At 42.9% G+C, this 12874-nt stretch carries 11 protein-coding genes; 2 read left to right on the top strand and 9 right to left on the bottom strand.

Features of this window, described 5'->3' with window-relative positions:
* Together NAF17_RS16015 and NAF17_RS16010 are read right to left on the bottom strand one after the other, a co-directional pair.
* On the bottom strand, nucleotides 1-1149 hold the full coding sequence (locus NAF17_RS16015) for a BT_3928 family protein (protein WP_252759027.1): 1149 nt from the start codon (nucleotides 1147-1149) through the stop codon (nucleotides 1-3).
* On the bottom strand, nucleotides 1149-1685 hold the full coding sequence (locus NAF17_RS16010; RefSeq protein ID WP_252759026.1) for a DUF1599 domain-containing protein: 537 nt from the start codon (nucleotides 1683-1685) through the stop codon (nucleotides 1149-1151). The genes NAF17_RS16015 and NAF17_RS16010 overlap by 1 nt, the downstream gene beginning before the upstream one ends.
* A gap of 120 nt (nucleotides 1686-1805) precedes the next feature.
* Here NAF17_RS16010 and folP point away from each other — a divergent pair, with 120 nt between their 5' ends.
* On the top strand, nucleotides 1806-2666 hold the full coding sequence (folP, locus tag NAF17_RS16005; RefSeq protein WP_252759025.1) for a dihydropteroate synthase: 861 nt from the start codon (nucleotides 1806-1808) through the stop codon (nucleotides 2664-2666).
* A gap of 479 nt (nucleotides 2667-3145) precedes the next feature.
* On the opposite strand, the gene NAF17_RS16000 is transcribed toward folP, so the two are convergent.
* From NAF17_RS16000 to recJ, 3 genes are all read right to left on the bottom strand, one after another.
* Entirely contained in the window at nucleotides 3146-4669 is a 1524-nt protein-coding gene (locus NAF17_RS16000) for a GH3 auxin-responsive promoter family protein (RefSeq protein WP_252759024.1), read from the bottom strand.
* A gap of 93 nt (nucleotides 4670-4762) precedes the next feature.
* The gene (gene lptB, locus NAF17_RS15995) at nucleotides 4763-5503 is read right to left on the bottom strand and encodes an LPS export ABC transporter ATP-binding protein (protein WP_252759023.1); all 741 of its coding nucleotides are present in this window, start codon (nucleotides 5501-5503) and stop codon (nucleotides 4763-4765) included.
* Nucleotides 5493-7274 (bottom strand): single-stranded-DNA-specific exonuclease RecJ, encoded by a 1782-nt coding sequence (gene recJ, locus NAF17_RS15990; RefSeq protein WP_252759022.1) that lies wholly within the window; start codon nucleotides 7272-7274, stop codon nucleotides 5493-5495. The genes lptB and recJ overlap by 11 nt, the downstream gene beginning before the upstream one ends.
* 204 nt (nucleotides 7275-7478) lie before the next feature.
* Between recJ and NAF17_RS15985 the strand changes: the two genes are divergently transcribed.
* Nucleotides 7479-8066, top strand: coding sequence for a TetR/AcrR family transcriptional regulator (locus NAF17_RS15985; protein WP_252759021.1), 588 nt, complete (start codon nucleotides 7479-7481; stop codon nucleotides 8064-8066).
* A 15-nt stretch (nucleotides 8067-8081) separates the two neighbouring features.
* On the opposite strand, the gene porD is transcribed toward NAF17_RS15985, so the two are convergent.
* The 4 genes from porD to NAF17_RS15965 form a co-directional block, all read right to left on the bottom strand.
* The gene (gene porD, locus NAF17_RS15980) at nucleotides 8082-8978 is read right to left on the bottom strand and encodes a type IX secretion system protein PorD (protein ID WP_252759020.1); all 897 of its coding nucleotides are present in this window, start codon (nucleotides 8976-8978) and stop codon (nucleotides 8082-8084) included.
* Complete coding sequence (gene coaBC, locus NAF17_RS15975) at nucleotides 8975-10177, bottom strand: bifunctional phosphopantothenoylcysteine decarboxylase/phosphopantothenate--cysteine ligase CoaBC (RefSeq protein ID WP_252759292.1); 1203 nt, start codon at nucleotides 10175-10177, stop codon at nucleotides 8975-8977. The genes porD and coaBC overlap by 4 nt, the downstream gene beginning before the upstream one ends.
* Before the next feature lie 125 nt (nucleotides 10178-10302).
* Nucleotides 10303-10647, bottom strand: a complete 345-nt coding sequence (locus NAF17_RS15970; protein ID WP_252759019.1) for a DNA-directed RNA polymerase subunit omega — start codon at nucleotides 10645-10647, stop codon at nucleotides 10303-10305.
* Nucleotides 10648-10662: 15 nt separating this feature from the next.
* Nucleotides 10663-11598: an outer membrane protein assembly factor BamD gene (locus NAF17_RS15965; protein WP_252759018.1), complete on the bottom strand. Its 936-nt coding sequence runs from the start codon at nucleotides 11596-11598 to the stop codon at nucleotides 10663-10665.
* Nucleotides 11599-12874 lie beyond the last annotated feature (1276 nt).

The following is a 12874-nucleotide window of genomic DNA, read 5'->3' as shown; positions in this document are numbered from 1 at the left end:
TTATTTGCTCAGGTAGTTTTTAACGATATCCTCATACTTGGGCATATTATGAAAATGCCATTTATTGATTACTGTGCCGTTCTTGATCAGCATAATGCCCGGGTTGGCGCGCACCATACTTTTCAAAGGTACGCCATCGGCATAAAACAGTTCGCTTACCAGCTTGTGCTCCTTAGCGAATTTCTGAGCATTCCCGGGCGCGTTTGAAGTTAAGAATATGGTACGGGTGTTATAGTTTTGTGTAAGGTTAGCAGCAAGAGCGTTGATTCGGTTAACAGCCTCAGGGTTGGTGTCATCCAGATTGTAAGCCACTATCCAAAGGCTGTAAAACGGACTTGAAAGTAATTCCTGGTTATAATTATTCGCCTGCGCATCTTGTATATTCAAGTCGCGAATTTTTGGCTCAAAGCCTTTTTTGATCAGCTTGCTTTCGGGGCTGCCCTGTACCGCCCAGGCGGTGTCCTTCCAAATGCCCGATTTAAGGTACTCCTTGTCCGACATGGTTTTGGTATCCTGTGTGTTCTTGTTCTTCAATACGTAAGTAACTTCAAATTCGTCTGCAGGTGCACCCGGTGGCGTTTTCATTTCCTGCAGGATGTTGGCGCCAACTTTATAAGGTAGAAAATCCAGTACGGGTAAAAAGTTATAAGTGTACAGCCCAAAACCTATTGAGACGATGGTAGCGCCAATTAAAAGCTTATCGCCGGTTTTGGCATTGGTTAATGATTTAACCGTTTTACGATCGACAAACAATACCAGCACTAACAGCAGTAATATCAGATCCTTGGTAAACGATTGCCACGGCGTAAGCGGGATGGCATCGCCAAAGCAGCCGCAGGTTTGCACCACTTTAAAGTAAGCCGAGTAAAACGTAAGGAACGCGAAAAAGATAATTAGCAACAGTAATCCCCATATTACCTGTATAGCGCGTGCGCCAACAAGCAGGGCGAAGCCCAATATCATTTCGAGTGCGCATAATAGTATGGATAAGCTTAGCGCAAATCCATTAAGCCAGGTCATGTGAAATACCTCGAAGTATTCTTCCAGCTTGTAAGAGAAACCCAACGGGTCATTAGCTTTTATCAGGCCGGAGAATATGAACAGCAGGCCAACGGATATCCTGCAAAACCAGATCAGTTTGTTTTTCATTATACACCCAGTTTTATCAGCGCGAAAACCGCGTAGTTTAGCATATCCTGGTAGTTGGCTTTTACACCTTCGGATGCCAGGGTTTGGCCTTTATTATCTTCTATTTGCTTAACGCGAAGGATTTTCATCAGTATCAGATCGGTAAGCGAGCTGATGCGCATATCGCGCCAGGCTTCGCCGTAATCGTGATTCTTGGCAAACATCAGGTCGCGGGTTTCGGCAACCTTGCCATCGAAAATCATTTCTACTTCGTTAGCATCCAGTTCGTTAGGTGTTTCGGGGCCGCAATCCAGCTGCATCATGGCAATAACGCAATAATTTACAATGCCAATGTATTCGCCGGTGATGTCTTCATCAACTTTAGAAACCTTTTTTTCTTCGAGCGTGCGGATCCGCTGGGCCTTGATAAAGATCTGATCGGTGATAGATTCCGGCCTGAGGATGCGCCACGCGGTGCCGTAATCGCGAGTTTTTTTAATGAAAAGACCTTTGCAAATATTTATTACCGCTTCGTATTCTGTTGCTGTGTTGCTCAATTTTTGTTGTAATGTTTTAATGTTACAAAGTTGTAATGTTGCTGTTGCCAAATAGAAAGATTTGAATAAAGTTGCGTTAACTTTACAACATTCAAACCGTTTAACGTTTCAACAAACAAAGTGGCTAAAGATACATTTTTTCAGAAAAAGGCAACCATAAATGCAGGCGGTAAATTGATAGATCTGTCTACCCCAAAAGTGATGGGCATCATTAATATCACCCCAGATTCTTTTTATGCCGAAAGCCGTAAAACAGGGGCGAACGATGTGCGTTTTCAGGCCGGAAAAATGTTAAATGAGGGTGCTGATTTTCTTGATCTGGGCGCCTATTCGTCGCGCCCCGGCGCTATTGATATTTCAGTTCAGGAAGAAACCGACCGCCTGTTACCCGCAGTGGAGACCATTGTATCCAACCATCCCGAAGCTATTATTTCTATAGATACCTTTCGCGCAAGTGTTGCCGAAGCGGCTATCAAAGCAGGTGCGCATATTATCAATGATATATCCGGAGGCAGCCTTGATGAAAATATGTTTGCAACCGTTGCACGCCTGCAGGTGCCATATATTTTGATGCATATGAAAGGTACCCCGCAAACTATGCAGCAACTAGCTGATTATGAAGATGTTTTTGCTGATGTGTATGACTACTTTGTACAAAGGATCTACCAGTTAAAGCAGTTAGGCTTGTATGATATTATCCTTGATCCCGGCTTTGGTTTTGCCAAAAAAGCGGAGCATAGCTATGCGCTGATAAACAAGATGAATCAGTTTGATAGTCTTCAATTGCCTGTGCTCGCGGGGGTCTCCCGCAAAAAAATGATCTGTGGTTTGTTGGATATTACTGCTGAACATGCACTAAATGGTACAACCGCGCTAAATACCATCGCCTTAATGAAAGGTGCCAGCATCCTGCGTGTACACGATGTTAAAGAGGCTGTTGAAGCGGTGAAAATATATGCAGCAGTTACTTCTTTATCCTAATTTATTTATAGGTTGGCCCGTCCGCAGCTGAACTGCCAATGTAGATAGTATCTGCTTTAAAAGCTATAGCATCGCTATACGCCGGGTTGGAAAAGATAATGGTACCATGCTTAAAGCCATTTACTTCTTCAAATAATTTTACCGTATAGTATCCCTTAATTTCGGTTTTGTCAGCATTTATTTTAACGTATTTACTGTTGGTGCTGATCTCGTATTTATCTTTTTATCAACGACGATTTCCGTACGAGGGCCAAAGACACCTGTTACGGAATGTAGTTCCCATTTACCGTTCAGGGTAGGTATAACCGGGTTGTCTTTTTTGCAAGATGCAAGGCAGGCAATCAGCGAAATTATTAATAAAGCTTTTTCATCTGTTAAGTTTATATACTATTACGGCTGATTGTCCTACAGTGTAACAGGCTGTATATTTAATGATAATGAAGCTTATTTTAAATAATTGGTGGTGCGATAAGCAGAGTTTAATTACTGATAAACTCCGTCATCTTCAGAATGGAGTCCACATACTCGCGGTTATTTGCCAAACGAGGCACTTTATGCTGACCGCCAATTTTGCCTTTCTCTTTCATCCAGTTAAAAAAAGTGTTTTGGGCGACAATCTTTACCTGTGGACGGCGTAAAGCCATATCTTTAAAACGTTTAGCGTCGTAATCGGAGTTCACGCGGCGCAGGGTTTCATCGAGCAGATCTACAAAGCGTTCAAATTCGGCAGGCCGTTTTTCAAATTCTATAAGCCATTCGTGCGCGCCGCACTCTTTATCATTAAAGTAAATTGGGGCAGCGGTGTAATCGCGGATAATGGCACCCGTTTGTGAGCAGGCCTCGGCAAGGGCGCGCTCGGCATTATCAATAATCAGTTCCTCACCAAAGGCATTAATAAAATGCTTGGTGCGGCCGGTTATCTGTATGCGGTAAGGTACTAAAGAGGTAAAACGCACGGTATCTCCAATCATATAGCGCCAAAGACCGGCGTTGGTAGTGATGATTAGCGCATAGTTTTTATCAAGTTCAACCTCATCTAAGGTTAATGTTTTAGGATTTTCCTGGTGTAGATTCTCTATTGGTAAAAACTCGTAAAAGATGCCATAGTCAAGCATTAGTAACAAGTCGCCGGGTTCTTCCAGATCTTGTATGCCAAAGAAACCTTCAGATGCGTTATAGGTTTCCAGGTAGTACATATCATCGTTCGGGATCAGTTTTTTGAACTGCTCGCGGTAGGGCGTAAAGTTTACTGCGCCGTGGAAATATAGCTCCAAATTTGGCCAAACTTCCAGAAGGTTGTTTTTACCGGTAATTTCCAGGATGCGTTTAAACAATAAAATGTTCCATGTAGGCACGCCACTTATGCTTGTAACGTTTACATCTTTAGTGGCATAAGCCATCTTCTCGATTTTTTCCTCAAAGTTTTCGAGTAAGGCTATGTCCAGATGCGGTGTACGGTAAAACTCGGCCCAAAGGGGTAGGTTCTTCATGATCACAGCCGATAGGTCACCAAAAAAGGTATCAGAATTAAGCTGACCGATTTGGTGGCTACCGCCCAATGTTAAACTTTTACCTGTAAATATGCGGGCATTTGGGCGGTTGTTAAAGTAAAGCGTAAGCATATCCTTACCGCCCTTAAAGTGGCATTCCTCTAACGATTCCTCGCTAACGGGAATAAATTTGCTCCTATCGCTGGTGGTGCCCGATGATTTGGCGAACCAGCGAATCTCTGACGGCCATAGCACATTTTGCTCACCTTTAAGCATCCGCTCGATGTATGGCTTTAAAGTATCGTAGTTTTGGATAGGGACGCGCTCCTTAAATTGGGCCAGGTTTTCGATGCTTTTGTAGCCATACTGCTTGCCCCATTCGGTGTTTTCGGCACCGGCAATAAGCTGCTCAAACCATTCTTCCTGTACCTCGTTAGGGTATTTCATAAAAAGCTCTATCTGGTGGATACGCTTTTTCATGAACCAGGTAAATACAGAGTTAAAAATGGTCATAAGTTTTTTGCTAATAGATCAAGGTTGATAGTTCATAGCAATAGTCCTACTATAATCCGTGAACCATCAACTATTAACTTCTAAAATAATCAATTACTGCGGGAATGTTTTTCTTTTCAATACAAAGTTGGCGCCCAGGTAAACCTTACGCACCATCTCGTTATCGGCCAATACTTCCGGTACACCAGATTCTAAGATCTTGCCTTCAAAAAGCAGGTAAGCACGATCAGTAATAGACAGCGTTTCCTGCACATTGTGGTCAGTGATCAGGATGCCGATGTTGCGATGCCTCAACTTGGCAACCATCGCTTGGATCTCTTCAACCGCTATAGGGTCAACCCCTGCAAATGGCTCATCCAGCAGGATAAAGTTTGGCTCGGCAGCAAGGGCACGGGCAATCTCGGTACGGCGGCGTTCACCACCAGATAGCAGGTCGCCACGATTACGGCGTACCTTATGAAGACTAAACTCGTCTATCAGCTCCTCCAGCTTAACCTGTTGTTTATCCTTGGGCATTTTACCCATCTCCAACACTGCCTTAATATTATCTTCTACAGAAAGCTTGCGAAAAATCGAGGCTTCCTGCGCGAGGTAACCAATACCTTTTTGCGCGCGGCGGTACATCGGGTCGGTAGTGATGTCCTGGTCATCCAGGAAGATCTTGCCCTCGTTAGGTTTTATCAAACCCACGATCATGTAAAACGATGTGGTTTTACCGGCACCATTTGGCCCGAGTAAACCCACAATTTCGCCCTGCGCAACGTTAAAGGTAACGTCGTTTACAACAGCGCGCTGCTTATATTTTTTTATTAAGTTCTCTGCTCTAAGTATCATAAGCCCCCTCAACCTCCCCCGGCAGGGGAGACTTAATATTGCTTTTCAAAGCCCTCCCTGCCGGGGAGGGGTGGGCAGGCATAATCCCCTTTATATTTAATTGTATGGTGCGTTGCTCGCGCCATACGTTCTCTTCTATGCTGTAACAAATGTCAAATGGTACGCCCGGTTTTAATTGAGGAAGCAACTCGCCCTGGTTAAAGGCGATGCTGCTAAATGCTGCCGAGCCCGGTTGCATCACAAACATTTTAACGTGTGCACTGCCAACTAAACATGCATTACCGCTAACATACACATTTTTACTGAGGAACACCGGCGACATATTCTCCGGGCCAAAGGGCGCAAACTGGCCAAGTATCCTGAAGAATTTAGAGTCGATATCCTTTAATTCTATCTCGGCATCGATGCTTATCTGTTGTATCAGTTGCTCGTCGGTAATGGTCGAGCCAACCACTTTTTCAAACTTTTCGATAAAGGCTGGTACATTTTCAGGGTGCATGGTTAACCCCGCCGCATACTTATGTCCGCCAAACTGAATAAGTAGATCGCTGCATCCGCAAAGCGCCTCGTAAAGGTCATACCCCAAAACAGAACGTGCCGAACCTGCCACATGTCCGTTAGAGCGGGTTAGTACTACAGTTGGGCGGTAATATTTTTCTGTAAGGCGCGATGCAACGATACCAATAACGCCTTTGTGCCAGTCCTCATTAAATACTACCGTAGATTTTCGGGCTATCATCACCTCGTCGTTATCTATCATGCTCAGCGCCTCGTCGGTAATTTGCTGGTCGTGGCCTTTCCGTTCGGTATTGCGGATGTTGATCATATCGCCTTTTTCTTTGGCGGCATCTTCGTGGCAGGCTATCAACAGTTCAACCGCGTGCTTGGCATCATCTATTCGGCCGGCAGCGTTGATGCGCGGGCCTAATAAAAATACCACATCGCTGATTGTATATGTACTGCCACGGCCTGCAACCTGCATTAGGGTTTTTACACCCATGCATGGGTTTTCGTTGATCTTTTTCAGCCCTAAATATGCAAGTACGCGGTTCTCGCCGGTAACATGCACAATGTCGCAGGCGATGCTGATGGCTACAAGGTCGAGGTATTCGGCAACACCCTCAAATGGCAGGTCGTTCTTTTCCATCCAGGCCTGGATTAGCTTAAAGCCGATGCCTGCGCCGGATAATTCTTTATATGGATAGCCGCAATCAGATCTTTTTGGGTCGAGAACAGCTACAGCAGCAGGTAATTGCGCGCCGGGCAAGTGGTGGTCGCAAATGATAAAGTCTACTCCCAGCGTATTTGCGTAAACAATTTTATCTACAGACTTAATACCACAATCCAGCGCGATAATTAAACTGAAGCCATTCTCGGCAGCATAATCAATACCCTGGGTTGAGATGCCATAACCTTCTTTGTACCTATCGGGAATATAGTATTCTATATTTTTATGGAGCTTCTCGAAAAAGCTGTAGGTAAGTGCAACCGCAGTTGTGCCATCTACATCATAATCGCCATAAATTAAGATCTTTTCATTTTTGGCGATGGCTTGCTCTATCCGTTCGATGGCTTTTTCCATATCCTGCATCAGGAAAGGATCATGCAGGTGCAGCTCAGTAGGGCGGAAGAAGTATTTGGCCTCATCAAAATTGCTGATGCCACGTTGTGCCAACAGGGCCGACAAAACCGGGTTTATGTTAAGCCCGGCAGCAAGTTCCTTTACTGTAACCGCATTTGCCGTATCTTTTAATACCCAAAGTTTAGCCATAAATAATCTGTCGCTTAAAAAGAGTAAAGATAGTTAATTCGTTTGAACCCGAATTTCGAGAATTAACGAATTTTTTGAAGTTTGGGTATAAGCTGCCTGATAATTCTATAAATTCTTTAATTCTAGTTCAGACAAATCTAAAATAAATTAGGAAGCAATATAACTAACCGGTATGTTTGTGTTACATACCAATCAGTATTTAAAATGTCTAAAGCTGCCAATACACGTAATATGATTCTGACCAAATCCTTCGAACTTATTTATAAGCAGGGGTACCAGGCTACGAGTATTGATAATATTTTAGAGACAACTAAAGTTACCAAGGGGGCGTTTTTTTACCATTTTAAAAATAAGGATGAAATGGGGTTGGCGATGATCAACGAGATAATTTATCCCGGTATGTATGCGTCGTTGGTGAAACCATTGCTTGATGCTAAAGACCCGATAAATGATATCCATGAAATGATGCGGGTGGTGTTATTGAAAGTTCCGTTCCTGCGTGCCAAGTACGGTTGCCCAGCGGTTAATTTAATAGAAGAAATGTCGCCCCTTAACGAAGATTTTAAAAAAGGACTTTTAAAACTTACCAATCATTGGCAGGATGCGATCAAAGAAAACATTAACCAGGGCAAAGCGTTAAAACAGATTCGCCAGGATGTTAACCCGGAGTACGTGGCCTGCTTTGTAGTGGCCGGTTACAGCGGCATCCGTAATATGGGTAAAGCTATGGGATCATCGTGTTATAACATATTTTTGCAGGAGTTTAAAAACTACCTTAAGCAATTAGCATAACATACTGCTTGGTATTTACCTTGCCTTCAAACTTTGATATTTACCGCCATTTGCCGGGTCGGCAAGGGAAAGGATATTCATCGCCTGCATCCTGTCCTGCGGTGAAGCATTGCTGAGTATGGAAACAAACTCTGCATTTTTAGCTGTAAAAAAAGCCAGCGGGAAGTAGGAGCCTAACCGCTTACGATCTATCTGGTTTAGCACCGGTAATATACTGCCGATGTATTTGCGGCCTTTACTGGCATTATCTGCCATAATATCCAGTCCGTTTCGGTGATAGTTATAGATAAACTCGCGCAGATTGCTATATATTTTATTGTTCAGGTTCTCTACCAGCCAATAACGGCTAAGGTTATTGTCGAACGCTTTCCAGCCTTTAAAAGATGTTGTTTGCGCGTTAATGGCAATAGTTTGGGCATTTGCAAAGTACTGTGTACCTCCGTATTTAGAGAACGAATCGTAATCCATCCCCACAATAATGTATGCGTAAAACGCCATTACAGAGCTTAAGTTACTCTGAAAATTCTGATCGCTATAGTCAATGGTCTGGCCTTCGGTATAGGTAAAATCAAAGTCCTTGTCATTAATATTAACAAGCGTAGCGGTGTAAGTAGAATTAAATACGGGCCTTGACGATTGTACCTGCAGCTCGCCGCTAAAGGTGCTGCTGCCGTCCCAGGCGGTAATATTTAATACAAAATTGCAGTCTATACGTTCTTTCGGGGCAATTTCATCGGTGCTCCACTTACGGCCGTTCAGGAAATCTTTCATGGCGGTTTGCAGGATTTGCAAGGCGCGCTTGTTGGTAACCTGTATTTTGGGGGCAACAACCTTTACACGAGCGTTCAAATCCTGGGCATGTGCAGCGCAGCAGATAAAAAATAACACGGCAAGGGTTATATATATCTTCATTTTTTTAGCAGTTGGGTAAGCTTAACGCAAATATCATGGGCCACCTCGGCCTTGTTTTTAAGATCATAGCTGGTTTTATTGAGGTCGCGGTCTATCAAAGTTACTTTATTAGTGTCGCTTTTAAAGCCCGCCCCGGCATCATTTAACGAATTTAGCACAATAAGATCCAGGTTTTTCTTTTGTAGTTTACCAATGGCATACTCTTCTTCATGCTCGGTTTCCAATGCAAAACCTACCAATATTTGCCCTTCGCACTTTTGCGCGCCAAGGGTTTTTAGTATATCCGTCGTTTTTTTTAGTTCGATGTTAAAGCCATAGTCGTGTTTTTTTATCTTTTGTTCTGCAACAGTAACAGGCGTATAGTCTGCCACGGCGGCACACATTACGCAGGCGTTAGCTGCCGGGAAATAGGCTAAACACTCCTGAAGCATATCTGCCGCGCTGGTTACGTTTATCCGTTTAATGCTTTGGTATTTGCTTGCTTGCGCGGTTGGCCCGGCTACTAAAGTAACATCCGCGCCAAGCAAAGCCAGTTCATCTGCCAAAGCGAACCCCATTTTACCTGATGAATGGTTGCCTATAAAACGTACGGGATCTATAGCTTCGTAAGTAGGGCCGGCTGTAACCAGGATTTGTTTGCCAAATAAGGGGAGTTTCTTTCTGATATCCTCCGCCAGGAAAGCTACTATCACTTCCGGCTCGGCCATACGGCCTTCGCCGTGAAGGCCACTTGCCAGTTCCCCGCTTCCCGGCGGGATTAGGATATTTCCGAAGCCCTTCAGTTCGGTAATGTTATGCTGAGTACTATTATGTTTCCACATATCCAGGTCCATAGCGGGTGCAAAGTATACAGGGCACTTGGCCGATAGGTATACCGCGGTAAGCAAGTTATCAACCAAGCCCGTAGCCATTTTAGCCATAGTATTGGCACTTGCCGGCGCTAATATCATTACATCAGCCCAAAGCCCAAGTTCTACATGGTTGTTCCACTCGCCGGTCTCGGCTTTAAAATAGTCTGAATATACAGGGCGTTTAGATAGGGTAGACAGCGTAAGAGGGGTAATAAAGTTAGTGGCATCGGGCGTCATCACTACCTGCACCTGCGCACCGGCCTTAACCAGCAGCCTCACTAGGGTTGCCGATTTGTATGCCGCAATACTCCCGCAAACCCCTAAAACAATCTTTTTACCTTCAAGCATATAACTTCCCATCCCCCTAAAGGGAGAATAAAAACCAAATATATAAATTAGCCAACGTTATTAAACAAATAAAGCCCCCATCGATATGATAGAGGCTTAACATGTGTGATCCCGTAGGCGTATAGCTACAAATCTCTTACTTCTTTAGCCGGGTTGCGGTAGTAAATTTTGTTATCTAAAAATTCCTGTATAGCTACCAAAGTAGGTTTAGGTAATTTTTCGTAGTATTTAGATATCTCAATTTGCTCGCGGTTTTCAAACACCTCTTCAAGGTTATCGTTAGCCGATGCAAACTCAGAAAGTTTTTGGTGCAACTCTTCTTTTATGTTGTTTGAGATCTGGTTTGCCCTTTTTGACATAATTACCAACGACTCGTATATATTGTCGGTTTTCACATCCAGTTCACGCAGGTCACGGGTAACTGTACTGCTTGCTACAGCTGGCTTGTTAGTTGGGTTGTTAACGTTCATGTCTTTTATCTGTTATTAATATGGTATTTTCTGATTATGTCTGTCCTTAATTGACGTAGGTTGGCCGGCCTTCGTGGTCGTATCTTTTTTTGCTAATTTCTCGGCCGTTTTTGAGTCGATGCTTGCCTCGGCCAATACACGTTTAGCTCTTTCTATGCCTGCCTGGCTGTTCTTCTTGTAATTATTAGCATCCGGTAAAAACTTGCTTGCCGGGTATTTTTCAATAAACTGATCGGCGGAGCTTATCGCCAGGTCGTAACGTTCAGGTTGTTTACGCTCAAAACTAACTTTAGCAAATTCGTATTGCGCACGTATGGTCAAAAACTCAAGTTCCTCGGCATACTTCGTATCCGGGTAATCGCGCAGGGTATTACCAAACGCAATAGCTGCCGATTGATAATCGCCAATGGTTAAATATAACTTAGAGTTAGCGTATGATTTTTGCTCCAGCTTATCGCGTAAGTTTTGGATTAGCTTGCTCGCCTCCGTAACACGGTCGCTTTTAGGGTAAAGGTTAATAAACAACTGTAACGATTCAATAGCCTTGGTAGTGTTCTCCTGGTCTAACGAGTAGATAGGCGAATCGAGGTAAAAACAGTAAGCAGCAATAAAGCGGCACTCCTCGGCACGCGGGCTCGATGGATAAGTATCTGCAAACGTTTTAAAGTGGAACCTTGCCGATGTATAATCCTTAAGCTTATAGTTAGTATATGCATAATAGTAAAACAGATCCTCAGCCTCGGCACGGCCACGGTAACGGGTTACCAGGTCTTCAAATAAGCCAAGGGCTTTTGTGTAGTCTTTTTTATTGTAAAACTTAACGGCCTCCTGGTATTTTTTAGCGTTATCGTTACTTGCTTTTAACTTTTCGTACTTGCTTTTACAACTGCCAAGCGTAACAATAAGCAGGAACATTACGCCCGAAAATATGAGTAGTTGTTTTTTAAACATTTTGCAAAGATAGTTGAATATTATAAATCAGTCAATTATTTATTTAGAGGACGAATATATAACGACAAAACCGCTCCTTATATATATAAGGTAAGTATTTAACATCTTTTAACGTTAGGCACGGTGAGGGATGCCCGTGGCATGAAATCTATAGCCGGATAACAGCTGCTTATATATACTATATAGTAATGCGTTTATATAGTATATATAGGTATGCATTGTGGGGCTTATATTATATAGTATATAGGCATAGCTTTTGCCGGTGCTTTTGTTTTTATATTATGGCGTTGCCGCTGATAGAAGCGGTCCGGTCCGTTAGCCAACGGATCATACTTCGCAGGCCTTATCCGTTAGCCAACGGACGGTATCCATATTGACGGATAGTGCAGTAATCACTTTCTTTCCATCATTGCTATAAGAGGGAAGTAATCTATTATGAGTAAAGGCTGCTATCCTCAGCATTCTGAAACCTTATAACGACTAAATGCCAAACAAGCGATGGTTTTTTAAACTTGTTACTACGTATAAGTTTGTTGCAATTGGGTATGTAAATGATCATTTAAGCACCTAGCAGCTATAGAATGCACTCTACCAGCCAAAATTAATATTTCTCAAAAAATGTTTTAAGCTCAAAAATCTATTTAAAACACCCCTCGCTGCATCCAAAGGCGTGCTTTTTTTAAATACACTGCATTTTTTCTGCTTCATTTACAGTGTGTTAAAACTACACTATCAATAAAAGCATCAAACCATTTGCGTAAGTAAAATTAGTGCGTACCTTTGCAACCCGCAAACGAAATAGCGGGACGTTCTCTGAAAGTATAGCACAACATTTATTTGAAAATAAAGTTTGCAAAATCAACAAAGGTTAATACCTTTGCAGCCCGCAAAAGAGGAAACGAAATTGCGGTTGTACATTGAAAAGCAACTTTAAAATATTAAAAAATAAAGTTTGCAAAATCAACAAAGGTTAATACCTTTGCAGCCCGCTAAAGAGGAAACAATTTTCGGTTTGTACGTTGAAAAAAGCAAGCGAAATAATTAAAAAATAAAGTTTGCAAATTCAGAAAAGGTTTTTACCTTTGCAATCCCAAAACGAAGGGAAAAAATCAGAAACGGTTTTTAAAAAAACGTTAAGCTTAGAGCAATTCAAAAGCTACACAAGATTGAGAGTTTAGATCGCAATGATCGACGACATAAAAGCCGAGCCGAGATGGTTAGGCGTAAAGTTCTTAAAAGAGATAGAGAATAAATTATGCAGCGTAACGGCAGCGGA

Origin of the sequence: Mucilaginibacter aurantiaciroseus (assembly GCF_024055595.1) — a bacterium.
In the GTDB taxonomy this organism is placed as follows: domain Bacteria; phylum Bacteroidota; class Bacteroidia; order Sphingobacteriales; family Sphingobacteriaceae; genus Mucilaginibacter; species Mucilaginibacter aurantiaciroseus.
The sequence above is the reverse complement of the archived record's forward strand: the minus strand, read 5'-3'. Positions and strand labels throughout refer to the sequence as shown.

Coding starts and splice junctions, on each gene's coding strand:
- NAF17_RS16015 (WP_252759027.1), bottom strand. CDS start 1,149: ATGAAAAACAAACTGATCTGGTTTTGCAGGATATCCGTTGGCCTGCTG.
- NAF17_RS16000 (WP_252759024.1), bottom strand. CDS start 4,669: ATGACCATTTTTAACTCTGTATTTACCTGGTTCATGAAAAAGCGTATC.
- lptB (WP_252759023.1), bottom strand. CDS start 5,503: ATGATACTTAGAGCAGAGAACTTAATAAAAAAATATAAGCAGCGCGCT.
- recJ (WP_252759022.1), bottom strand. CDS start 7,274: ATGGCTAAACTTTGGGTATTAAAAGATACGGCAAATGCGGTTACAGTA.
- NAF17_RS15985 (WP_252759021.1), top strand. CDS start 7,479: ATGTCTAAAGCTGCCAATACACGTAATATGATTCTGACCAAATCCTTC.
- porD (WP_252759020.1), bottom strand. CDS start 8,978: ATGAAGATATATATAACCCTTGCCGTGTTATTTTTTATCTGCTGCGCT.
- coaBC (WP_252759292.1), bottom strand. CDS start 10,177: ATGCTTGAAGGTAAAAAGATTGTTTTAGGGGTTTGCGGGAGTATTGCG.
- NAF17_RS15970 (WP_252759019.1), bottom strand. CDS start 10,647: ATGAACGTTAACAACCCAACTAACAAGCCAGCTGTAGCAAGCAGTACA.
- NAF17_RS15965 (WP_252759018.1), bottom strand. CDS start 11,598: ATGTTTAAAAAACAACTACTCATATTTTCGGGCGTAATGTTCCTGCTT.